24 protein-coding genes and 1 pseudogene are annotated in these 20,287 nt (G+C 63.0%); 11 read left to right on the top strand and 14 right to left on the bottom strand.

What is annotated here, in order from left to right; genetic code table 11:
- Positions 1–4 precede the first annotated feature (4 nt).
- A complete protein-coding gene (gene accC, locus FJ980_RS02445; protein WP_140541359.1) occupies positions 5–1,348 on the top strand; it encodes an acetyl-CoA carboxylase biotin carboxylase subunit in 1,344 nt (447 codons plus the stop codon).
- Positions 1,349–1,360: 12 nt separating this feature from the next.
- Positions 1,361–1,978 carry a leucyl/phenylalanyl-tRNA--protein transferase gene (gene aat, locus FJ980_RS02440; RefSeq protein ID WP_140541358.1) on the top strand — a complete coding sequence of 206 codons (618 nt, stop codon included), beginning with the start codon at positions 1,361–1,363 and terminating at the stop codon, positions 1,976–1,978.
- Here aat and FJ980_RS02435 read toward each other — a convergent pair.
- The 3 genes from FJ980_RS02435 to FJ980_RS02425 all read right to left on the bottom strand — a co-directional run bounded on the left by FJ980_RS02435 (position 1,969) and on the right by FJ980_RS02425 (position 3,587).
- The gene (locus tag FJ980_RS02435; RefSeq protein ID WP_140541357.1) at positions 1,969–2,358 is read right to left on the bottom strand and encodes a hypothetical protein; all 390 of its coding nucleotides are present in this window, start codon (positions 2,356–2,358) and stop codon (positions 1,969–1,971) included. The two genes, aat and FJ980_RS02435, sit on opposite strands and share 10 nt — an antisense overlap.
- Positions 2,359–2,420: 62 nt before the next feature.
- Positions 2,421–3,053 carry a DUF2155 domain-containing protein gene (locus FJ980_RS02430; RefSeq protein ID WP_140541356.1) on the bottom strand — a complete coding sequence of 211 codons (633 nt, stop codon included), beginning with the start codon at positions 3,051–3,053 and terminating at the stop codon, positions 2,421–2,423.
- A 135-nt stretch (positions 3,054–3,188) separates the two neighbouring features.
- Positions 3,189–3,587 (bottom strand): NADH:ubiquinone oxidoreductase subunit NDUFA12, encoded by a 399-nt coding sequence (locus FJ980_RS02425; RefSeq protein WP_140541355.1) that lies wholly within the window; start codon positions 3,585–3,587, stop codon positions 3,189–3,191.
- Positions 3,588–3,859: 272 nt separating this feature from the next.
- Between FJ980_RS02425 and panB the strand changes: the two genes are divergently transcribed.
- Both panB and panC read left to right on the top strand, forming a co-directional pair.
- A complete protein-coding gene (gene panB / locus FJ980_RS02420; RefSeq protein ID WP_140541354.1) occupies positions 3,860–4,699 on the top strand; it encodes a 3-methyl-2-oxobutanoate hydroxymethyltransferase in 840 nt (279 codons plus the stop codon).
- A complete protein-coding gene (panC, locus tag FJ980_RS02415; protein ID WP_140541353.1) occupies positions 4,696–5,547 on the top strand; it encodes a pantoate--beta-alanine ligase in 852 nt (283 codons plus the stop codon). The genes panB and panC overlap by 4 nt, the downstream gene beginning before the upstream one ends.
- Before the next feature lie 29 nt (positions 5,548–5,576).
- Here the strand turns inward: panC and FJ980_RS02410 are convergent, their stop codons facing one another.
- The 3 genes from FJ980_RS02410 to gatB form a co-directional block, all read right to left on the bottom strand.
- Positions 5,577–6,275, bottom strand: coding sequence for an AIM24 family protein (locus tag FJ980_RS02410; RefSeq protein ID WP_140541352.1), 699 nt, complete (start codon positions 6,273–6,275; stop codon positions 5,577–5,579).
- A gap of 129 nt (positions 6,276–6,404) precedes the next feature.
- Positions 6,405–6,893, bottom strand: a complete 489-nt coding sequence (locus FJ980_RS02405) for a GNAT family N-acetyltransferase (RefSeq protein WP_140541351.1) — start codon at positions 6,891–6,893, stop codon at positions 6,405–6,407.
- Positions 6,894–6,895: 2 nt separating this feature from the next.
- Positions 6,896–8,398: an Asp-tRNA(Asn)/Glu-tRNA(Gln) amidotransferase subunit GatB gene (gatB, locus tag FJ980_RS02400; RefSeq protein WP_140541350.1), complete on the bottom strand. Its 1,503-nt coding sequence runs from the start codon at positions 8,396–8,398 to the stop codon at positions 6,896–6,898.
- A gap of 396 nt (positions 8,399–8,794) precedes the next feature.
- Between gatB and FJ980_RS35795 the strand changes: the two are divergent.
- Positions 8,795–8,970, top strand: a pseudogene (locus tag FJ980_RS35795) (YjhX family toxin).
- A gap of 101 nt (positions 8,971–9,071) precedes the next feature.
- Here the strand turns inward: FJ980_RS35795 and FJ980_RS02385 are convergent.
- Both FJ980_RS02385 and FJ980_RS02380 read right to left on the bottom strand, forming a co-directional pair.
- Positions 9,072–9,503 (bottom strand): CBS domain-containing protein, encoded by a 432-nt coding sequence (locus FJ980_RS02385; protein WP_140541349.1) that lies wholly within the window; start codon positions 9,501–9,503, stop codon positions 9,072–9,074.
- A 230-nt stretch (positions 9,504–9,733) separates the two neighbouring features.
- Positions 9,734–10,471 carry a rhomboid family intramembrane serine protease gene (locus FJ980_RS02380; RefSeq protein ID WP_140541348.1) on the bottom strand — a complete coding sequence of 246 codons (738 nt, stop codon included), beginning with the start codon at positions 10,469–10,471 and terminating at the stop codon, positions 9,734–9,736.
- Positions 10,472–10,898: 427 nt separating this feature from the next.
- On the opposite strand from FJ980_RS02380, the gene FJ980_RS02375 reads away from it, so the two are divergent.
- The 4 genes from FJ980_RS02375 to FJ980_RS02360 all read left to right on the top strand — a co-directional run bounded on the left by FJ980_RS02375 (position 10,899) and on the right by FJ980_RS02360 (position 13,998).
- On the top strand, positions 10,899–11,537 hold the full coding sequence (locus tag FJ980_RS02375; RefSeq protein WP_140541347.1) for a PAS domain-containing protein: 639 nt from the start codon (positions 10,899–10,901) through the stop codon (positions 11,535–11,537).
- A 171-nt stretch (positions 11,538–11,708) separates the two neighbouring features.
- Positions 11,709–12,326 carry a PilZ domain-containing protein gene (locus tag FJ980_RS02370; RefSeq protein ID WP_140541346.1) on the top strand — a complete coding sequence of 206 codons (618 nt, stop codon included), beginning with the start codon at positions 11,709–11,711 and terminating at the stop codon, positions 12,324–12,326.
- A gap of 256 nt (positions 12,327–12,582) precedes the next feature.
- Complete coding sequence (locus FJ980_RS02365; RefSeq protein WP_140541345.1) at positions 12,583–13,188, top strand: transglutaminase-like cysteine peptidase; 606 nt, start codon at positions 12,583–12,585, stop codon at positions 13,186–13,188.
- Positions 13,189–13,446: 258 nt separating this feature from the next.
- Positions 13,447–13,998, top strand: coding sequence for an ankyrin repeat domain-containing protein (locus FJ980_RS02360; protein ID WP_140541344.1), 552 nt, complete (start codon positions 13,447–13,449; stop codon positions 13,996–13,998).
- A 28-nt stretch (positions 13,999–14,026) separates the two neighbouring features.
- Here the strand turns inward: FJ980_RS02360 and FJ980_RS02355 are convergent, their stop codons facing one another.
- Positions 14,027–14,554: a gamma carbonic anhydrase family protein gene (locus FJ980_RS02355; protein WP_140541343.1), complete on the bottom strand. Its 528-nt coding sequence runs from the start codon at positions 14,552–14,554 to the stop codon at positions 14,027–14,029.
- Positions 14,555–14,573: 19 nt separating this feature from the next.
- Complete coding sequence (locus FJ980_RS02350; RefSeq protein WP_140541376.1) at positions 14,574–14,918, bottom strand: hypothetical protein; 345 nt, start codon at positions 14,916–14,918, stop codon at positions 14,574–14,576.
- Between the two features lie 110 nt (positions 14,919–15,028).
- On the opposite strand from FJ980_RS02350, the gene FJ980_RS02345 reads away from it, so the two are divergent.
- Together FJ980_RS02345 and FJ980_RS02340 are read left to right on the top strand one after the other, a co-directional pair.
- On the top strand, positions 15,029–15,757 hold the full coding sequence (locus tag FJ980_RS02345; RefSeq protein ID WP_140541342.1) for a hypothetical protein: 729 nt from the start codon (positions 15,029–15,031) through the stop codon (positions 15,755–15,757).
- A 191-nt stretch (positions 15,758–15,948) separates the two neighbouring features.
- Positions 15,949–17,196, top strand: a complete 1,248-nt coding sequence (locus tag FJ980_RS02340) for a cytochrome P450 (protein WP_140541341.1) — start codon at positions 15,949–15,951, stop codon at positions 17,194–17,196.
- Positions 17,197–17,286: 90 nt separating this feature from the next.
- On the opposite strand, the gene FJ980_RS02335 is transcribed toward FJ980_RS02340, so the two are convergent.
- The 4 genes from FJ980_RS02335 to FJ980_RS02320 all read right to left on the bottom strand — a co-directional run bounded on the left by FJ980_RS02335 (position 17,287) and on the right by FJ980_RS02320 (position 20,206).
- The gene (locus tag FJ980_RS02335) at positions 17,287–17,631 is read right to left on the bottom strand and encodes a cupin domain-containing protein (protein ID WP_140541340.1); all 345 of its coding nucleotides are present in this window, start codon (positions 17,629–17,631) and stop codon (positions 17,287–17,289) included.
- Between the two features lies 1 nt (position 17,632).
- Entirely contained in the window at positions 17,633–18,913 is a 1,281-nt protein-coding gene (locus tag FJ980_RS02330; protein ID WP_140541339.1) for an O-acetylhomoserine aminocarboxypropyltransferase, read from the bottom strand.
- Positions 18,914–19,070: 157 nt separating this feature from the next.
- A complete protein-coding gene (locus tag FJ980_RS02325; protein ID WP_140541338.1) occupies positions 19,071–19,592 on the bottom strand; it encodes a CoA-binding protein in 522 nt (173 codons plus the stop codon).
- On the bottom strand, positions 19,589–20,206 hold the full coding sequence (locus tag FJ980_RS02320) for a GNAT family N-acetyltransferase (RefSeq protein ID WP_246676282.1): 618 nt from the start codon (positions 20,204–20,206) through the stop codon (positions 19,589–19,591). Before FJ980_RS02320 ends, FJ980_RS02325 begins: the two co-directional genes overlap by 4 nt.
- Positions 20,207–20,287 lie beyond the last annotated feature (81 nt).

Below are 20,287 nucleotides of genomic sequence, written 5' to 3'. Positions count from 1 at the left end.
GGAGATGTTCCAGAAAATTCTTATCGCCAATCGCGGCGAAATCGCGCTCCGGGTGCTGCGCGCCTGCAAGGAGCTCGGCATCCAGACGGTGGTCGTCCACTCGACTGCGGATTCCGACGCCATGCACGTGCGGCTTGCCGACGAGAGCGTCTGCATCGGCCCGCCACCTTCCCGCGAAAGCTATCTCAACATCCACCAGATCGTCGCTGCCTGCGAGATCACCGGTGCCGATGCCGTGCATCCGGGCTACGGCTTTCTGTCGGAGAATGCCAAGTTCGCCGACATCCTGGCGGCCCACAACATCACCTTCATCGGCCCGTCGGGCGACCATATCCGTATCATGGGCGACAAGATCGAGGCCAAGCGCACGGCGAAGCGTCTCGGCATCCCGGTCGTGCCTGGATCCGATGGCGCGATCAGCGAAGAGAAGGAAGCCAAGCGCGTCGCCGCCGAGATCGGCTATCCGGTGATCATCAAGGCCTCCGCCGGCGGCGGCGGCCGCGGCATGAAGGTGGCGCACACCGAAGCGGACCTCGAAGTCGCCTTGCAGACGGCCAAGTCGGAAGCGGGCGCGGCCTTCGGCGACGACGCCGTCTACATCGAGAAATATCTGCAGAAGCCGCGCCATATCGAGGTGCAGGTGTTCGGCGACGGTGCCGGCCGAGGTGTGCATTTCGGCGAGCGCGACTGCTCGCTGCAGCGGCGCCACCAGAAGGTCTGGGAGGAAGCCAATTCCCCCGCGCTCAATGCCGAGGAGCGTTCGCGCATCGGCGGCATCTGCGCCAGGGCTATCGCCGATCTCGGCTATTCGGGCGCCGGCACGATCGAGTTCCTCTACGAGAATGGCGAGTTCTATTTCATCGAGATGAACACACGTCTTCAGGTCGAGCATCCGGTGACCGAAGCGATCACCGGCATCGACCTCGTGCATGAGCAGATCCGCGTCGCCTCGGGCGGCGGGCTGTCGGTCAGGCAGGAAGACATCAAGTTCAACGGCCATGCCATCGAGTGCCGCATCAACGCCGAGGACCCGCGCACCTTCACGCCCTCGCCCGGCACGATCACGCATTTCCATACGCCCGGCGGCCTCGGCATCCGCGTCGATTCCGGCGTCTATTCGGGCTACAAGATCCCGCCCTATTACGACAGCCTGATCGGCAAGCTGATCGTGCATGGCCGCAACCGCGTCGAATGCATGATGCGGCTGCGCCGCGCGCTCGACGAATTCGTCGTCGACGGCATCAAGACGACGCTGCCGCTGTTCCGCGACCTGGTCGGCAATCCCGACATCGCCAATGGCGACTACGACATCCACTGGCTGGAAAAATATCTGGCCAAGGGTGAATAGCACGGGGATGCGATGACCCGCCCCTACGCGCCAGGCTATCGCATTCCGACCGACCTGCTGCTTCGGGCATACGCCTCGGGCGTCTTCCCGATGGCCGAGAGCGCCAACGACCCGGAAGTGTTCTGGGTGCGGCCGGAAACGCGCGGCATCATTCCGCTGGACGGATTCCACACACCGCGCAGCCTGAAGAAGACGATCCGCAAGCATCCGTTCGAGATCCGCTACGATTTCGATTTCGAGGCGACGATCGACGGCTGCGCCGAAAAGCGCGAGGAGCGCCGCTCGACCTGGATCAACGCGCCGATCCGCGAAGCCTATGTCGAGCTCTATCGCCTGGGCCACTGCCATTCGGTCGAGGCGTGGCGCGAGGAACGGCTGGTCGGCGGCCTCTATGGCGTCTCGCTCGGACGCGTGTTCTTCGGCGAAAGCATGTTCGCCAGGGAGACCGACGCGTCGAAGACCTGTCTCTACCATCTCGTCGAGCGGCTGAAGGCGCGCGGTTTCGCGCTGCTCGACACGCAGTTCACGACCGACCATTTGAAGCGCTTCGGCGCTGTCGACGTGCCGCGCGGCCAGTATGAGAAGCTGCTCGCCGAGGCGCTGAAGGGCGAGGCCGTCTTCTATCCTTGAGCCCGCGCTGCCGCCTCGATCGGCGTTTGCGAATGGAACATCATCTTCCAGCCGTCAGCGCGATGGACATAGCCGGTGCTGACGAGGGCAGCATAGGATTCGCCGTTCTCGCGCGTCGCGCGCGCCTCGTAAGTCAGCATGACGATGTCGCTGCCGGGCTCGACCATGCCCTTCAACCTGATGTCGAGGTCGCGCCATCTGTTGGGCTTGGCGGCGGTCTTTGCGAGCTCGGCGTTGGTCATCGCCTGCGCCATCTGCGGGAACGCCACCAGGCACTCCACATCGGCATTGGCTTCATAGTAGGCGGAATCGCCTGTCCAAAAGCCCTTCTCGATATCGAGAAGCTCCTGCTTGTTGGCCGTGATCGATCTGGTGGCCATCGCGAAATCCTCCTCGCCTCGTTGCCGATTTGCAACGGCTCAAGGGCGGGCAGGTTCCGAGATCAGTTCGTGTCGGTCGTGTCGTCCGGTGCCGGCGCCGCGTCAGTCGGTTCGGACGCGGCGTCCGCCGGCTGCGCCGGAGCCCTGGGCTTGGCGGCTTCGGTCTTCGGCTTGCCTGTGTCGGCCTTGGACGCGGTCGGCGGCGGCACGTCCGACTTCTGCTTGCAGCCCTTGAGCCAGACGTCATAGACGGCGTGCTCGACGGCGTTGAGGCCGGGGCTTTCGGCAAACATCCAGCCGGTGAAGATGCGGCGGATCTTGCGGTCGAGCGTGATCTCGTCGACCTCGACGAAGGAATCGGTCTTCGGCTGCTCCGTGTCCGGCCGCGAATAGCAGACGCGAGGCGTCACCTGCAAAGCGCCGAACTGAACGGTCTCGTCGATATAGACGTCGAAGGTGATGATGCGGCCGGTGATCTTGTCGATGCCGGCGAACGCGGCCACCGGATTGGTGATACGGTCGGAGGCCGCAGGTGCCGCGGCCGGCGCCTGCGCGGCGGCGAACACCGCTGTCGAGGCAAGCAGAATGGACGTCGCCGCGATCAGCGCCTTTGAGATGTGGCCTGGAATCCTGGGTCGCAATTCCGGACGGAAAACCGCTGCGCACTTTTCCTGGAATTGCTTAGAAGAGCTCATGCAAAATACCGGTGGTTGCGCCCGGGTGATTCTCTCAACGCCCAAGGCTAGTCATGGCTGCGCTATCAGCAAGCAGCTAAATGCCAATTGTGGCGATAACGGACCGAAGCGGCGTCTTGGATACAATCCGAGGGATTACGACCCCGGCGTCCAGGCGTCGTAGTCGCCGGTCACCTGCGGGCGATGCTGGTTGGTCAGGATGGAACCCTGCGGACGATAGGCGCCGGGCGTTCCGGTCAGGTTCGGCCGATGCTCCTTCTGCCACTCGCGAGCCTTGTAGTTCTCGCTGGAGGGAGCGGTGTCGACCCGGTGGTGGATCCAGCCATGCCAGCCCGGCGGGATCTTCGAGGCTTCCGAATAGTCGCGATAGATGACCCATCGGCGCGTGCGGCCTTCCGAATCGATGCCGCCCTCGTAATAGACGTTGCCGGCTTCGTCCTCGCCGACCCTCTTGCCGAAGCGCCAGGTGTGGAAGCGGGTGCCGAGCGTCTGGCTGTTCCACCAGGTGAAAAACTGCAGCAGGAAAGTTTTCATCCAAATCCTCGCGGCGGCAGCGGCTGCGCCTTTCCCCTGCTTATGGCGTCACGTCACCGCGAAGGCAAGGGTTTTGCCATGCCCCGAACGCAAATGCTCCATGCGTTCATATCTTGAGGCATGTCGTCGTCCCACAACCGCTCCACACTTCTGGGCGACATGCATTAAATCGATGCATTTGCCCTGCCTGCGGCAGTGCGGCTTGCCAAGCGTTGCCTGTCTTTCTAAAGCTCGGCCCGCCCGTTTCGGGGCACGCCTTGAGGAGGTGACGATTGAGCCGGGATCCGTCCGCCGACAGCCGGATCAGCGCCGAAGACATTCGCCGCCGTAAGGGCGGCGTGCCGATCGTCTGCCTCACCGCCTACACCTATCCTGTCGCCCGCCTGCTCGATCCGCATGTCGACCTGCTGCTGGTCGGCGACAGCGTCGCCATGGTCCTGCACGGCCACGCCACCACGCTCGGCGCCTCGTTGGAGATGATGATCGCGCACGGCCAGGCTGTGATGCGCGGCTCGGCCAAGGCCTGCGTGGTGGTCGACATGCCGGCGGGCAGCTACGAGGCCTCGCCGGCGCAGGCCGTGGCGTCGGCAATGCGGATCGTCGGGGAAACAGGCTGCCAGGCCGTGAAGCTCGAAGGCGGCGTCGACATGGCAGCCCAGATCGCGGCGATCGTCGCCGAAGGAATACCGGTCATGGGTCATATCGGCCTGCAGCCGCAATCAGTGGAGAAGGACGGCGGCTACAAGATCAAGGGGCGGACAGACGACAATATCGCAGCGCTCTTCCGCGATGCAGAGGCGGTGGAAAAAGCCGGCGCCTTCTCGGTGGTCATCGAGGGCACGATGGAGGCCGTGGCGGCGAAGCTTACCCGTCACATTTCCATACCGACTATCGGCATCGGCGCCAGCGCCCACTGCGACGGCCAGATCCTGGTGATCGACGACATGGTCGGCATGACCGTCGACCGCGTGCCGAAATTCGTCAAGGAATATGCCGACTTGCGCGGCGTGATCGTGAATGCGGCGGCCCGTTATGCCGCCGAGGTGCGCAGCCGTGCCTTTCCCGGCCCCGACCACGTCTTCACGACGACTTCCGGCAAGGACGAGCCATGAACGCGCCAATCGTCGTCGACAGCGTCACCGCGCTTCGGACGCAGGTCCGGGACTGGCGACAGGCGGGCCTGAAGGTCGCCATGGTGCCGACCATGGGCGCTCTGCATGACGGCCATATCTCATTGGTCAGGATCGCGCTCGAACGGGCCGATCGCTGCGTCGTCTCGATCTTTGTCAACCCGGCCCAGTTCGCGCCGACGGAGGATCTCGACAAGTATCCACGCCAGCTGGCGCGCGATCTCGACCGGCTGCGGGATGCGGGTGCGCATCTCGCCTTCACGCCGGGCGTAAACGAAATATACCCCGCCGGCTTCGTCACGAAGATCTCGGTGGGCGGCCCCTCTCGCGGCCTGGAAACCGACTTCAGGCCGAGTTTCTTCGACGGCGTCGCGACCGTGGTAGCAAAACTCTTCCTGCAGGCGGCGCCCGATTGCGCCGTGTTCGGCGAGAAGGACTACCAGCAGCTTTGCGTCGTCAGGCAGCTCTGCCGCGACCTCGACCTGCCGGTCGAGATCGTCGGCGTGCCGACGGTGCGCGACGCCCATGGCCTCGCCATGTCGTCGCGCAATGCCTATCTGGGCGAAGCCGAGCTCGACATCGCGCGCAAGCTCAACGTGATCCTGCGCCGCACGGCGGCGGCGCTTGCGGCCGGCACGGACGAAGCCGGCGCCACCGACGCCGCCGCGAAGGCCCTCGTCTCCGCGGGCTTCCGGAAAGTCGACTATGTCGCCGCCCGCGCGAGTATCACGCTCGAACCCTGGCAGCGCAATCGCGACGGCCGCCTGCTGGCGGCGGCCTGGCTCGGCACGACACGCCTGATCGACAATGTGGAAATTCCCTCCGCCTGATCAGACTTTCGTTCGATCAGTCTCGCCGCCTACTCTTCCGACGGCATATGCAGATACATCGACTGGATGCCGACGCGGCCTGGCCCGGTGAAGCGGTTGACGACGAAATTCATGGCGGCGCCGAAGAAGCCGCTGGAAAGCCGGTCGATCCTTGTATCCATCTTCACCGAGGCGTCCTTGAACAGCCAGCCGCCCGGCTCGATGTCGATGGTCTCGCCGGGCGCCAGCACCTTCTCGAAGACATTGCCGTAACCGTGCAGCCAGACGATGCCGTCGCCTGTCTCGCCGCGGAAGCGGTCGATGAAGAAGCCGCTCTGGCCAAACAGCATCGTTCCCAGCCCGCGCACGCGCTCGAACGTGTAGTCGACGCTGGCGGTCGCGGCTAGGAACTGGTGCTCGCGCACCTGGATCTCCTCGCCGCGCCGAAGATGGATCGGCACGATATGGCCCGGTCCGTCGCGGCTGAAGGCGATGATGCCCGGCCCCGACGCCTCGGTGACGAATATCTGCATGCCGGCGATCATGCGCTTCAGCGCGCCCTTCAGCGATTTCAGGCCGATGGTGATGGCGGTGTTCTTCCAGAGCAGGATATGGTGCTCGAAATAGACCGGCATGTTGGTCACATCGACCGACAGCACCGGCACAAGTTCGCCGGCGACGTGATAGGTCACGCCGCCAAAAGTCTCGTCCGACACCTCGGTCGGCATCAATTCAGGCAAGCTCGGCATGGTTTCCCCCGATTGCGGACGGCGCCCCTGCCTTATGGAGGGTGCGACGCCGCGACGAGCAGCCTTGATCGCGCGGACCGGCGCGATCAAATCAAAACCGCGCGATGAATGGGCGCGCTCGCCGGCGCTCTAGCGGAAACGCTTCTCCATGATCATCGCGGGCAATCCCGAGTTGCCGCCGCAATCGGCGGTTCTACCTGCCGGGCGGAACCCGTTCGCCTCGTAGAAGGTGATCGCCGCGGCATTTGCTTCTTCGACCTCGAGGCGCAGCGTATGCATCTCCGGAAAACTGGCTTCGACTTCATCGAGCAGCGACCGGCCAATCCCCTGCCGCTGGCAGGCCGGGTGGACGTAGAGCTGGTTCAAAAGGACGATCTTCGGGTCGGTGGTGGCGGCGGCGAACGCCATGCCGCCGAGCCGCTTGCCGTCGTCAGCCACCAGGAACTCGGAATTCGGCCGCGTCAGCCGCGCCTTGAGCGAGGCGATCGAATGCCAGTCATCCGTGATTTCAGTTACCCGCTTGGCGCCATAGACGGCGTCGTAAGTGGCATGCCAAGTCTCGACCAGCAACGCACGGACGGCTGCGAGATCGCGTTCGCTCGCCGTCCGCACGAACATCGCTAGCCCTCGATGCCGAGCTTGGCCTTGACGAGGTCGTTGACCGCCTGTGGGTTGGCCTTGCCGCCGGTCGCCTTCATCACCTGGCCGACGAACCAGCCGGCCATGGTCGGCTTGGCGCGCGCCTGCTCGGCCTTGTCCGGGTTGGCGGCGATCACCTCGTCGACGGCCTTCTCGATGGCGCCGGTGTCGGTGACCTGCTTCATGCCGCGGCTCTCGACGAGCTGCCGCGGATCGCCGCCTTCGTTCCAGACGATCTCGAACAGGTCCTTGGCGATCTTGCCGGAGATGGTGCCTTCCTTGATCAGGTCGATGACGGCGCCGAGCTGCTCTGGCGAAAGCGGAGCATTTTCAATGTCTTTGCCGGCTTTGTTGAGAGCGCCGAGCAGGTCGTTGATGACCCAGTTGGCGGCGAGCTTGCCGTCGCGGCCGGATGCCACCTTCTCGAAATAGTCGGCAATCGGCTTTTCCGACACCAGCACGGAGGCGTCGTAGGTCGACAGGCCCAGCGACGAAATCAGCCGCGCCTTCTTGTCGTCGGGCAGTTCCGGCAGGTGTTGCGCCAACGCGTCGACATAGGCCTGGTCGAATTCCAGCGGCAGAAGATCGGGATCCGGGAAATAGCGATAGTCATGCGCCTCCTCCTTGGAGCGCAACGAGCGCGTCTCGCCCTTGACCGGGTCGAACAGGCGGGTCTCCTGGTCGATCTTGCCGCCATCCTCGAGAATGGCGATCTGCCGGCGCGCCTCGGATTCGATCGCCTGGCCGATGAAGCGGATCGAGTTGACGTTCTTGATTTCGCAGCGTGTGCCGAATGCGCCGCCCGGGCGGCGCACCGAGACGTTGACGTCGGCGCGCAGCGAGCCTTCGTCCATGTTGCCGTCGCATGTGCCGAGATAGCGCATGATGGTGCGCAGCTTCGTCACATAGGCCTTGGCCTCGTCGGCCGAGCGGATGTCGGGCTTGGAGACGATCTCCATCAGCGCCACGCCGGAGCGGTTGAGGTCGACATAGGACATGGTCGCATGCTGGTCATGCATCGACTTGCCGGCATCCTGTTCCAGATGCAGGCGCTCGATGCCCACCTCGATATCCTCGAACTCGCCCTGGCGGTCGGGCCCGACGGAGACGATCACCTTGCCCTCGCCGACGATCGGCTGCTTGAACTGCGAGATCTGGTAGCCCTGCGGCAGGTCCGGGTAGAAATAGTTCTTCCGGTCGAAGACCGATTTATGATTGATCGCGGCCTTCAGGCCGAGCCCTGTGCGGATCGCCTGCTTGACGCATTCCTCGTTGATGACCGGCAGCATGCCCGGCATCGCCGCGTCGACAAAGCTGACATTGGTATTGGGAGCCCCGCCGAACGACGTCGAGGCGCCGGAAAAGAGTTTTGCCTCCGAGATCACTTGCGCATGCACTTCGAGCCCGATGATGATCTCCCAGTCGCCGGTGGCGCCGGAGATCAGGCGTTTTGCGTCGGGGGTGCGGGTGTCGATGATGCTCATGGCGGCCTACGTATCTTAGAATTCACGAATATGCGTAAACGGATAATTTGACGAGCAACTTCGCTAGTGCAAACCGCCCTGGGAGACAAGCGCAAAGCCCGCACGCTGGCCTTTTCCGCCTTAGGACACCCATTTCAACGGAGAGTGGATGTCCACTTACGCTCAGTCCCGGTGAAGCCCTGACCTCGTAGCCGAGGCAGGGCAGAAAAACCTGAAACCCCGTGCCGCGATGTCTCGCGGTGGCTTTTGTTGTTTTTCCCGGGACTTCTCCAATGGACATTTCGCAGCGCATGACCCCGAAAATCGGGATCGATTTTCGGGGTCATGCGCCAAAACTAGAGTGCCACAGCGTCCTTTTGCGCGTCCAAGAGGACGCGGCGCTGTGGGGAACAGCGCATCCTGCACCTGCTCGCGCAGGGTGGGCGTATTGAAATCGAAAAGAACGAAAGCAGAAAGATCGCCTCGGTCCGTGCCTGACCCGCGATGGCTAGCGCTATCCGGGCTTCGACTTGGAGCTCTTCCGAAAGTTGAGGCGCAAGAAGGCAGTTTCTTCGACGAACGGCGGTCCTTAGCGGATCACCCGACGCGAGCTCGCGCTCGTGCGCGCCGAGCTCGACAATCGCTAATGCCCAATGCCGCCGGACGAAACGCCGGCGGCACCTTTCCGTTTGCTTCAGGCCGTGGCGATGTAGGCCCTGATCTCTTCGGCTTCGCGCTCGACATCCTCGATGCGGCGCTTGACCACGTCGCCGATGGAGACGATGCCATCGAGCTGGCCGCCCTTTTCCACCGGTAGATGGCGGAAGCGGCCCCGCGTCATGATCTCCATGACCTCGTTGACCGTGTGGTTTTCGTTGCAGATCTTGACCTTCGGCGTCATCGCCGAGCGCACGGCGATGTCGAGCGCGGCGGCGCCCTCCTTGGCCACCACCCTGACGATATCGCGTTCCGAGAGAATGCCGACGATCTTGCGATCGCCGTTGGTGATGACGAGCGCGCCGATCCTGTGCTCGGCCAGCATGCGAATGGCCTCGCTGAGTTTTTCATTGGGCCCGAGCGTGAACACGTCATGGCCCTTGCTTTCAAGAATTGCCTTAACCGTCATGGCGTCCTCCACTGCTTTGACGCCGGCTCCGCCTGACCGGCTTTTGAGCCCCGGCGCCCTTAGGAAGACACTGGGTGCTTGGGCAACATCGTGCGCCGTGATTGGCTGCATTTCAAGTGCGCCTTAGGACTAGATCAGGATGGCCTCTCGCTGAATCGCCATCCTGATCTATGTCTTTGTTGGAGCATGATCTTCTCCAAAAACCGGTTCCCACTTTTCGGGATCCTGCTCTAGGTGGCAGCCGGCGGACGGTCGAAGAAGCGCAGTCCGAAAAAGCCGGCGACGAAGCCGCCGATATGGGCTTCCCAAGCGATCTGGCCGTCGATGCCCGGCGCGAAGCCGAGCAGGCCCGTGGCCAGATTGATCACCATCCAAACGCCAAGAAAGGTCATGACGCCGCGCGAACGCAACACCGATGCGATCTGCAGCGGCTCGCCGGCGAAGGCTCCCCGGCCCGACGTACGGTCGATGCGGAAGCCGTAGCGCGTGGCCGCGCCCATCATGCCGGAGATCGCGCCCGATGCACCGACGAGCGGCATCTCGCCATAGGGATGCAGTGCCCAGAACAGAGCGACTGAGGCCAGTCCGGTCACAGCGTAGAACATTGCGAAACGTAGCGCGCCAAGACGATTGGCGAGCGGCGAGCCAAAGGCTGCAAGCCAGATCATGTTGATGGCGATATGGGCGACGCCCCCATGCATGAACGCATAGGTGAACGGACGTGTGAACAAGAACCAGTCGAAGCCGTATTGGCCTGTGTACAGCACCGGAATGAAGGCACCGTCATAGAGCAGCGTCATTTGCTGCGCTTCGTTCAGCACATATTGCTGCAGCAGATAGACGACCGCGCAAATGCCGATCACGGCGAGCACCACCGGCGGCAGGTTGAACACAGGTTCGCGATGCCGCGGCTCGGAAGCCTCGTCCGGCTGCGGTTCGTTTTCAGTGGGGCTTACGGGCTCGCTCATGCACCTTTGCAGGTCCGGGACTCGGCGTTTTCGACGAGCATGTAGATCACGCGCTTTGGAATCACAAACGGCTAATCGCCACAGCGCCCGAACAGAAAAAACGGCGAATCAGAGCACGGCGAATCAAAAAGAAGGCCGTCCAGGATTTCCCCTGAACGGCCGGTCGAGTCCCCTGTTCCCCGTAAACTCGTGACTGAAGTGCTGCCGATCGCTGCTGAAACGACCGTTTTGGAGTGGTTTTGATGTGCCACAGGCTTCTGCGGCACGCAATGTAAACCACTTGTTAACCTTAACGACCCCGAGCCGTGAACAAACGTTAACGATACTGGCACGCATCCTGCTCCGCACAGCATGAAGGTCATCGGAGGGCGCCCTGTCTGTTCGCCGATGGGACATCAAAAGACAGGTTGTGCGGAGCAGGATGGACATGAACGAAAAAGGATCGATCGCGCTGTTCCAATATTGGAACCAGCTGCGTGATGGCCGCCTCGCCCCGAAGCGATCGGAGGTGGAGCCGGCGGACATCAAGACGCTTCTGGCCGACACCTTCATCCTCGAGCGCGATACGCGTGGCGAAGCAGTGTTCCGGCTGGCCGGCACACGGCTCTGCGCCTATTATGGCCGGGAGCTCAAGGGCTTCTCCTTCCCTTCGCTCTGGCGCGAGAAGGATCAACGGCTTGTGTCGCGGCTCATGCAGGGCGTTTTCGATCAGAAATCGGTCCTGCTCATGACCTATGAGGGATTCAGCCGCAACGGCCGTTCCAACAAATTCGAGCTCCTGGCGCTGCCGTTGGACGGCGGCGCCGAGAACCCGCGCTGCCTCGGCATCATCAGCACCGCCGACAAGCCGTTCTGGCTTGGTGCCGACCCGCTCGCCGACGCGCTCATCGACACGATCCGGGTGATAGACCCCGAGAAGGAGCCGATGTTCCTGAAGAACCGTCCGGCGATCGACGTCCCCTCGCTCGTTCCGACCGAATTCGATGCTCCGGAGACCATTTCGGCGCTCGGCCGCGTGCGTCGCATCCGCCATCTCGTCGTCCTCGACGGCGGGCGTCACGAGTGAGCCTGGCAGTGTGAGGTCTGCCCTCGCTCTCGCTGAATTTTTCCGCGTTGCGCGTGCTCCAGGGCCAGGCTTTGCGGCCGATTTTTCCCGTTTGTTAACCTGCTTTGCTGTAGTTTTTCGGGTGAAGTTCCCCGCATCATCGCGTGGAATGGCAACGGGGTGTAGGCAGTCATGAGGTCAGCGGCGGTAGAATATGCACCGTCACGAGCTGAACGGCGCAACTTTCAGCGTGTCCGCGTCAAGATCTATGGACGTTTCATGCTGGAAGACCGCACCGAGCATCCTTGCCAGGTGGTCGATATGTCGCCCGGCAACGTTGCGTTGCGCACGGACCGGATCGGCATGCCGGGCGAGAAGGTCATCGCCTATATCGACCATATCGGTCGTGTCGAAGGCATCGTGACGCGTACGTCGCAGGACGGGTTCGCCATGACCGTCATCGCCTCGGACCGCAAGAAGGACAAGCTTGCCGCACAGCTCACCTGGCTTGCCAACAAGCATGAGCTCGACCTGCCCGAGGACCGCCGCCACGAGCGCGTGGCGCCGCGCAATCCGATGAGCGTCCTGCAGCTCACCGACGGGCGCCAGTATCAGTGCCGCATCATCGACCTGTCGCTCTCCGGTGCCGCCGTCGAGATCGACGTCAAGCCGGCAATCGGCGTCCAGGTCACGTTAGGCACGATGCGCGGCCAGATCGTGCGCCATTTCGAGGACGGCGTCGCCATCGAATTCGCCGTCATCCAGCGGCCGGAAACCCTGGATCAGGAATTCAACGCGCCGCGGTCCTGACGCAAACCCGCACCGCAAGCGCGACGCGAACCGGCCGGCAGCGGTCGGTTTTTTTGTTGCTGGTTTGGCGGGTCGGACGCGGATCGCCAGCGCTATCAAGACCTCACGCGAGCCGGCGAAATCTGAATAATCCGAAATCGCAGTAGTTCAAATTTTATGTTTATTCTACTGGCGTTTTACTCAATGTCTACTTCGGGTTTTTGCGTCAAATAAATCCCAACGTGGCACAGTCTCCTCAAACGGGGAGACTACAACAATGAAAATGACGAGGGGCAAGCTGTTGCTCTTGGCAATGGCGATGCAGCTTTCCGCTTGGGGACCGGCAAGCGCAGGACCGGCTTTCATGCATACGGGTGGCCGCACCACCCAGCCGGTCGGTCACTACGATTTCTGCCAGCGCATTCCGGTCGAATGCAATGAACGGACGCCGAAGGGTTCGCCGGTCGAGCTGACACGCAAGCTGTGGGCGACGATGGTCAACGTCAACAATACGGTCAACACCCGCGTCAAGCCGCGCACCGACATGGAGATCTACGGTGTCGAGGAATACTGGGCCTATCCCGACAAAGGTTATGGCGACTGCGAGGATTACGCGCTGGAGAAGCGCCGCGAACTGATGGCCGCGGGCGTGCCAGCCGGCAATCTGTTGATGACGGTGGTGCGCCAGCCGAATGGCGACGGCCACGCGGTGCTGACGGTGCGCACCAGCCTCGGCGAATTCATCCTCGACAATCTCGAGCCGAAAGTGCTCGCCTGGAACGACACCGTCTACACCTACCTCAAGCGTCAATCGACGGAGAATTCGGGCGTTTGGGTGACGATCAACGACGGCCGCGACGACGCGGTCGCCAGCGTCCGCTAAGGCGCCAAAGCGATCGGGCACGTCGCCGTGACGCGGCGGCGCGCCCAGGAAGAAAGCCCGGGCGAGTCCCCACCCGCCCCGTCCCCAACGACCGGGTTTTAGGAGCCGGCCCCTGTCCCCGGGGCCGGCTCCGCCATTTCGGTCGCCGCCCGCCGGCTGAACCAATCGGCGCTCAGCTGCCGAAGCGCCATGGTCGGCACGCCCTTCCCCGCCGAGGCGGATGGGAGCAGTATGGCTTGTTCGTTGCGGATGAAGGCGATGCTGGAAGTCCCTGAGGATCGCGGCGCCAGACACCGCCTTTTCAAGGCTATCGACTACGCCTTCAAGGCGGGTGACTTCGAAGGCCTTGGCAAGGCGCTCGGCGGCTCTGCGCGCTGGTTGGACGAGCGGATGCCATTCGAGCTCGGCCTTGGCCATCCGCTCGAATATGCGATCTATTGGAGCCCGGCCGCGCTCATCACCGCCTTGCTCGATGCCGGCACAAACCCGAATTATGAGGACCCGGCCGGGTTTCCATCGATCATTGCCGCGCTGTCGACGGAACGGCCTGACCGGCTGGACGTCATCCATATCCTGCTCGCGCATGGCGCCGACCCGGATATGCGCGGCGTGAACGACTGGACTCCCCTTCACTATGCGGTGTCTCGGCGTGACGCCGAGGCGATCCGTCTCCTGCTCTTGTCAGGCGCGGACCCGTCGCTGCGGACCCGGATCGACGACTACGAAACGGCGCTGGAAGGCGCGGAGGAGGCCGGCTTCGAAGCCGGCGCTCTTCTGCTGCGTGAAGCGATGAACAGCCGCCGCGGATGAAAACAGGCGGAGTTGCTGCCCGCCGCCGTCACACCGTCTTGAGCTTGGCCTTGAAGCGTTTGGCATTGGCCACATAGTGGGCCGCCGAGACACGCAGCCGCTCGATCGCCGCTTCGTCCAGCGTCCTTATCACCTTGGCGGGCGAGCCGACGATCAGCGAATTGTCCGGAAAAACCTTGTTTTCGGTCACCAGGGCGCCGGCGCCGACCAGCGAGTTGTTGCCGATCCTGGCGCCGTTCAGCACGATGGCGCCCATGCCGATCAGGCTGTTGTCACCGATCGTGCAGCCATGCAGCAGAGCGCGGTGGCCGATCGTGCAGCCTTCGCCAATGGTCAGCGGAAAGCCCGGATCGGTATGCATGATCGCGTGTTCCTGCACATTGGTGTCGGCGCCGATGATGATCGGTTCACCGTCGCCGCGGACGACGACGCCGAACCAGAAGCCGACATTGCGGCCGATCCGGATATTGCCGATCAGCGTGGCGTCCGGCGCGATCCAGTTCGTAGCGATGTCCTCGAACTCAGGCGCTTTCCCATCGATCGCATAGACCGGCATTGTTCGTCTCCGAATCGTCTCAAACAGCGAATTCGAAAGACCCTAAGTTGGCTGTCGCCCAGGATGCAATGGCGATGAGGACGACGCCTAGCGCCAGCGCCCAGGCGATGGCCGTGCAGCCGCAGGACAACAGCGCAATCGTGCCGATGCGACCCTCGCGCTGGGCGGCCAAGGCCTCGTTGGTGAGCATGAACGGCCCGGCGCAGGCCGTTGCCGCGAGCGAACGCAGGATATGGACGGGCGAAACATAGGGTTCAGCAAAGGCCAGGCGCCGGCCGGCCAGCAACTCCATGGCCGATCCTGCCAGTCCGCAAGCCGTCAGACCAACCGCGAAAGCGTAAAGAACAAGCACAACGGGATCCATGTTTACCAACCGTTTACCATGAAAACGCACAGTCGTGCCAACGCGCTGCAAGAGCCATGCCGCGCAGGCTGTGCCGCCGAAAGACAGGTGGGCGGATCGGGGAAGAGCAAATGAGAGAGGCAAATGTTGCCGAGAGCGCGGACTTCGAGGTCGTCAACTCGACCTTGATGAAGCGGGTCTTTTATATCTTCGCGGCGCTGGCGCTGCTTTCGATTGCCATCAGCGTCGGCGGCAAATGGCTTGGACGATCGATCGCCATGGCCGGCTATACGGATGACACGACGGTGCGCCAGATCGTCATGGGCAACAATCTCATCAGCGTGCCGGCAAACTTCATCCGCTTCGACCAGGCCAGGCGCGACGGCATCGCCTCGCGGCTCGACCTCTATCTGCGCTATCCCGAAATGGACGGCTACAGCACGGCCGCGCGCGACGACTTCAACCATGCGACGACCAGGAAGATCATCTTCCTGTCGTTCGAGCCGCGCATGATGTCGCGCGACATGAGCGGCCGTTTCGCGCCCATCTACAGCGCTCTGATCGACAAGCCGGGGACGCCCGGCCCGGGCGGCACGACGGTTTATGCCTTCAGCGAAAAATCAGGTTATCTCAACGAGGTGCTGGCTGTTGCCGAGCGTCCCGGCAAGGACCCGTTCGTCGCCCGCTGCCTGAGCGGCCCGAGCGCGGAGGAATCCTTGGCGCCCTGCGAGCGTGACATCCAGGTCGGCGACGATCTCAGCCTTACCTATCGCTTTCCCCGCGAGCTGCTCGCGAACTGGCCGGCGCTCGACGCGGCGATTGCCGCGAAGGTCACGGGCATCTTGAAGACGGGCCACTGACGCGACGCTTGATCATTTAGCCGGCTATCAAACTGGAACGATGTCGCCCTCGAGACATCATTGCCGGCCTTGAGCAACCCGGCCTTAGACAGCTCGCAATGCCCACGCCGCTCGTCTGGCTCAACGCCTCGGCTTCACGGGACCAAGATACGGTCTGGCATCGCGTCGACAAGGCGCGCTAATGGTCTGAGATGACCGATTTGATACCTGCCTATCTCGAGTTTGATCCAAAAAGCCGCCGTCTGCGGCTCGATCCGCATGAGCCAGCCTTCGTGCAGAACCCTTACGAGGCCTACGCCTTCCTGCACGGCACTGCCAACAGCTTCTTCTGGGAAGATTATGGGTTCTGGTGCTTTGGCGGCTTCGATGAGGTCAACCGCTTGCTGCGCGACCGCCGTTTCGGCCGGCAGAACCCGGCCGGAATTCCCGACAGCCGCGGCATCGGCGGCGACCGCTCGCATCTCGCGGCCTTCGACGCCATCGAGGCCAATTCCATGCTGGAGCTCGAGCCGCCGGTGCATACGCGGCTCAGAACGCTGGTCAATCGCGCCTTCGTCTCACGTCAGGTCGAGCGGCTCAGGCCGCGCATCGAGGTCTTGGCCAACGAGCTGATCGACCGCTTCGAGCCAAACGGCGTCGACCTTCTGCCCGCTTACGCCTCGCCCTTGCCGATCACCATCATAGCCGAAATGCTCGGCGTTCCGGTCGAAATGGGGCCGCAACTGCTCGACTGGTCGCATCGGATGGTCGCCATGTACATGCATGGCCGCACGCGCGAGACCGAGGACACGGCCAACCGCGCCGCGCGCGACTTTTCCGACTTCCTGCGCGGCTACATTGCGGAGCGGCGCAAGAAACCCGGCGACGATCTGCTGTCGCTCTTGATCGAAGCCCAGGACAACGGCCAAAAGCTCTCGGAAGACGAGCTGGTTTCCTCGGCCATCCTGCTACTCAATGCCGGCCATGAGGCGACCGTGCACCAGACCGGCAACGCGGTGCGCTCGATCCTGGCGCAAGGCGGCGATCCGCGCCGCTTCTTTGCGACACCGGAGGCGAATGTCGCGACGGTCGAGGAATGCCTGCGTTACGACCCGCCGCTGCATATGTTCCTACGCTACGCCTATGAAGAGATGGAAGTTTCGCCGGGCATTTTGGTCGAAGCCGGAGAAATGGTCGCGCTGCTGCTCGGCATGGCCAACCACGATCCGTTGGCTTTTGCCGAGCCCGACACCTTCAATCCGGCCCGCATGGACCAGAAGAACGTCTCCTTCGGCGCCGGCATCCATTTCTGCATCGGCGCGCCGCTGGCCAGGCTGGAGCTGCAGGTGTCGTTGAAAACGCTATTCGACCGGCTGCCGGAGTTGCATTTGGCCGAGGAACCGCGTTTCCGCGACAGCTATCATTTTCATGGGCTGGAGCGGGTGACTGTCAGTTTCTGAGCGAGGCGTAGCCCGACTTCGCGCGTCGCTTCGCTCCTTGCTTCGCCATGGAATGACGAGGCGATAGGCCTTCGCCAACCGGAAACCCACTCAAAGCCTGATCACATATTCCTTGCGCGTCGTCTCGAGCACTTCCCAGGTGCCCTTGAACCCTGGCCGCAGCACGAAGCTGTCGCCGGCCCTGACCGTGCGCGCCTCGCCGCGATCCTCGGCGATCACCGAGACGCCGGACAGGATGTGGCAGAACTCCCATTCGTCATAGACGATGCGCCATTTGCCCGGCGTCGCTTCCCAGATGCCGGCATAGAGGCCGCCGTCGCGCTCCTCGATATTCCAGGTGCGGAATTTGGGATCGCCCGAAATCACCCGGTCCCGGGCCGGCGCGCCGGCCTCAGGTTCGACCGCATCGATGTTGAGCGCAAGAAAGGCCGACATATCAGACCTTGCCGAGCGCCTGCTCGAGATCGGCAACGATATCGTTGACGTCCTCGATGCCGACCGAAAGGCGGACGGTGTCAGGTCCGGCGCCGGCCTTGATCTTCTGCTCGTCGGAAAGCTGGCGATGCGTGGTCGAGGCCGGATGAATGACCAGCGATTTGGTGTCGCCGACATTGGCGAGGTGCGAGAACAGTTCGAGCGCCTCGACGAATTTGATGCCGGCCTCGTAGCCGCCCTTGAGGCCGAAGGTGAACACCGCGCCTGCGCCCTGCGGCGAATATTTCTTCTGCAGCGCGTTGTTCTTGTCGCCTGGCAGCCCAGGATAGTTTATCCAGGCTACCTTCGGATGATTCGACAGCCAGCCGGCAACGCTCGCGGCATTGTCGCAATGACGCTGCATGCGCAGCGGCAGCGTCTCCAGGCCGGTCAGGATCAGGAAAGCGTTGAAGGGCGAGATCGCCGGGCCGATGTCGCGCAGGCCGAGCACACGGGCGGCAATCGCGAAGGCGAAGTTGCCGAAAGTTTCGTGCAGGACGAGGCCGCCATATTCAGGACGCGGCTCCGACAGCATCGGGTATTTGCCGGACTTCGACCAGTCGAAGGTGCCGCCATCGACGATGACGCCGCCGATCGAATTGCCGTGGCCGCCGATGAATTTGGTCAGCGAGTGCACGACGATGTCGGCGCCGTGCTCGATCGGCCGGACCAGATAGGGCGAAGCCAGCGTGTTGTCGACGATCAACGGCAGGCCGTGCTTGCGGGCGATGTCGCCGATCTTCTCGATGTCGACGAAGACGCCGCCGGGATTGGCCAGGCTCTCGATGAAGATCGCCTTGGTCCTGTCGTCGATCTGGCTCTCGAAGGTCGCCGGATCGTTTGCTTCTGCCCAGCGAACTTCCCAGCCGAAGTTCTTGAAGGCATGGCCGAACTGGTTGATCGAGCCGCCATAAAGCTTGTTGGCGGCGACGAAGTTGTCGCCCGGCTGCATCAGATTGTGGAAGACGATGACCTGCGCGGCGTGGCCCGAGGCGACGGCAAGTGCCGCGGTGCCGCCTTCGAGCGCCGCGACGCGTTCCTCGAGAACCGCCTGGGTCGGATTCATGATGCGCGTGTAGATGTTGCCGAAGGCCTTCAGCCCGAACAGCGAGGCGGCATGATCGGCATCGTCGAAGACGAAGGAGGTGGTCTGGTAGATCGGCGTGGCGCGGGCGCCGGTCGCCGGATCGGGCTTTGCGCCCGCATGAACGGCCAAAGTGTTGAAACCAGGCGTACGGGTCATCGAAATCCCTCTCTTAACGTTCGAAAATCGCCGGGCATTCTTGGCGAAGCGCGGCCGGGAATGCAAAGAAGAAAATACCGTTCGGGGCGCGATCTACGACGAACGCCCGGGAAAATCCATTTCGTCCCGGAATAATTTTGCGCGAACTACCGCACGCTTATTTCTGTCTTACGCCGAAGCTCTGAAATCCCTGGCGCATCAGGGGTTTTTTCGACGACAGAACGCCGGAGTTGACGCCGGTCCAGCCGATCTCGCCGGACAGCTTGCCGTATTCGATCTTCGGGCAGCGGTTCATCACCACCTTGATGCCGACAGCTTCGGCGCGGGCAGCCGCCTCATCGTTGCGCACGCCAAGCTGCATCCAGACGACCTTGGGCAGCGGATCGAGCTGCAGCACCTGATCGACGATGCCGGGCACCGCCGAGGAAGCGCGAAAGATGTCGACCATGTCGACCGGCTGCGGCAGGTCGGCCAGGCTGGCGTAGACAGTCCGGCCAAGGATTTCCTTGCCGGCATGGCCGGGATTGATCGGGAACACCGAAAAGCCCTTGGCTAAAAGATATTTCAGCACGAAGTAGCTTGGCCGCACATCGTTGGGCGAGGCGCCGACCATGGCGATCGTCTTCACCGAATTCAGGATGCCGGCGATGTAGCTGTTGTCGTAGGTATCGTGGTTCATGCTGCGACGGTTTTCCTGCGGTAATGGTAACGATAGAGCTCGCGATCGAAGCCGAGCGAGGCGTAGAGCGCGCGTGCGGGCGTGTTGTCGGCGACCACTTGCAGGCAGCCGGCCTTGGCGCCCGCCCGCCTGGCCCAGCCGATCAGCCCGCCGACCGTCCTGCGGCCGAGCCCCTGCTGCCTGAATCTGGCGTCGGTTTCAACTGCCTCGACGACAAGCAGCCCGTTGCGGATGACGCCGAAGGCAAAGGCTGCGATTTGGCCATCACGCTCACACGACACGAATGCCCTGTCGCCCACGATCAAGCTCGTCATATGGCGAAAGATGCGGCGCTCCGCCTCGTCGTAGCCGCCAGTACGGAAGCGCGCCTCGAACCAGTTCTCCGTCGGCGCCGCTGAGACCGTGATATCGCCATCATTGTTTCCCTGAAGCACGTCGATCCGGGCATGGAGGTGTATCGTACCACCCTCCCGGCTGTAATCCCGACGGTCGAGTTCGAGTTCCAGTTCGGCCGCGATGTCGGGAACGCGAAACAGCGGGGCCTGGCCATGGCTGGCGTAGAACGCCTCGGCGGCGTCGATTACTCGCTCAGGCGCGCCGCGCTGGCCACGCATGGGATTGGCGGAATTCGGCCGCCTGATCCGCCCACCTGAACGGCGAAACATCCATCCGAGAGCGACGGTCTCACGCGCAGC

The organism is Mesorhizobium sp. B1-1-5 (genome assembly GCF_006443065.1).
Taxonomy (GTDB): domain Bacteria; phylum Pseudomonadota; class Alphaproteobacteria; order Rhizobiales; family Rhizobiaceae; genus Mesorhizobium.
The sequence above is the reverse complement of the archived record's forward strand: the minus strand, read 5'-3'. Positions and strand labels throughout refer to the sequence as shown.

What these genes read in the sequence shown, in the direction of transcription:
- FJ980_RS02325 (WP_140541338.1), bottom strand. Translation starts at nt 19,592, where the DNA reads ATGAACCACGATACCTACGACAACAGCTACATCGCCGGCATCCTGAAT.
- FJ980_RS02330 (WP_140541339.1), bottom strand. Translation starts at nt 18,913, where the DNA reads ATGACCCGTACGCCTGGTTTCAACACTTTGGCCGTTCATGCGGGCGCA.
- FJ980_RS02355 (WP_140541343.1), bottom strand. Translation starts at nt 14,554, where the DNA reads ATGCCGGTCTATGCGATCGATGGGAAAGCGCCTGAGTTCGAGGACATC.
- FJ980_RS02385 (WP_140541349.1), bottom strand. Translation starts at nt 9,503, where the DNA reads ATGACGGTTAAGGCAATTCTTGAAAGCAAGGGCCATGACGTGTTCACG.
- FJ980_RS02405 (WP_140541351.1), bottom strand. Translation starts at nt 6,893, where the DNA reads ATGTTCGTGCGGACGGCGAGCGAACGCGATCTCGCAGCCGTCCGTGCG.
- FJ980_RS02375 (WP_140541347.1), top strand. Translation starts at nt 10,899, where the DNA reads ATGAACGAAAAAGGATCGATCGCGCTGTTCCAATATTGGAACCAGCTG.
- FJ980_RS02380 (WP_140541348.1), bottom strand. Translation starts at nt 10,471, where the DNA reads ATGAGCGAGCCCGTAAGCCCCACTGAAAACGAACCGCAGCCGGACGAG.
- FJ980_RS02410 (WP_140541352.1), bottom strand. Translation starts at nt 6,275, where the DNA reads ATGCCGAGCTTGCCTGAATTGATGCCGACCGAGGTGTCGGACGAGACT.
- FJ980_RS02320 (WP_246676282.1), bottom strand. Translation starts at nt 20,206, where the DNA reads ATGCGTGGCCAGCGCGGCGCGCCTGAGCGAGTAATCGACGCCGCCGAG.
- FJ980_RS02435 (WP_140541357.1), bottom strand. Translation starts at nt 2,358, where the DNA reads ATGGCCACCAGATCGATCACGGCCAACAAGCAGGAGCTTCTCGATATC.
- aat (WP_140541358.1), top strand. Translation starts at nt 1,361, where the DNA reads ATGACCCGCCCCTACGCGCCAGGCTATCGCATTCCGACCGACCTGCTG.
- FJ980_RS02350 (WP_140541376.1), bottom strand. Translation starts at nt 14,918, where the DNA reads ATGGATCCCGTTGTGCTTGTTCTTTACGCTTTCGCGGTTGGTCTGACG.
- FJ980_RS02360 (WP_140541344.1), top strand. Translation starts at nt 13,447, where the DNA reads ATGCTGGAAGTCCCTGAGGATCGCGGCGCCAGACACCGCCTTTTCAAG.
- FJ980_RS02365 (WP_140541345.1), top strand. Translation starts at nt 12,583, where the DNA reads ATGAAAATGACGAGGGGCAAGCTGTTGCTCTTGGCAATGGCGATGCAG.
- FJ980_RS02425 (WP_140541355.1), bottom strand. Translation starts at nt 3,587, where the DNA reads ATGAAAACTTTCCTGCTGCAGTTTTTCACCTGGTGGAACAGCCAGACG.
- FJ980_RS02335 (WP_140541340.1), bottom strand. Translation starts at nt 17,631, where the DNA reads ATGTCGGCCTTTCTTGCGCTCAACATCGATGCGGTCGAACCTGAGGCC.
- gatB (WP_140541350.1), bottom strand. Translation starts at nt 8,398, where the DNA reads ATGAGCATCATCGACACCCGCACCCCCGACGCAAAACGCCTGATCTCC.
- FJ980_RS02345 (WP_140541342.1), top strand. Translation starts at nt 15,029, where the DNA reads ATGAGAGAGGCAAATGTTGCCGAGAGCGCGGACTTCGAGGTCGTCAAC.
- FJ980_RS02430 (WP_140541356.1), bottom strand. Translation starts at nt 3,053, where the DNA reads ATGAGCTCTTCTAAGCAATTCCAGGAAAAGTGCGCAGCGGTTTTCCGT.
- panC (WP_140541353.1), top strand. Translation starts at nt 4,696, where the DNA reads ATGAACGCGCCAATCGTCGTCGACAGCGTCACCGCGCTTCGGACGCAG.
- accC (WP_140541359.1), top strand. Translation starts at nt 5, where the DNA reads ATGTTCCAGAAAATTCTTATCGCCAATCGCGGCGAAATCGCGCTCCGG.
- FJ980_RS02370 (WP_140541346.1), top strand. Translation starts at nt 11,709, where the DNA reads ATGAGGTCAGCGGCGGTAGAATATGCACCGTCACGAGCTGAACGGCGC.
- FJ980_RS02340 (WP_140541341.1), top strand. Translation starts at nt 15,949, where the DNA reads ATGACCGATTTGATACCTGCCTATCTCGAGTTTGATCCAAAAAGCCGC.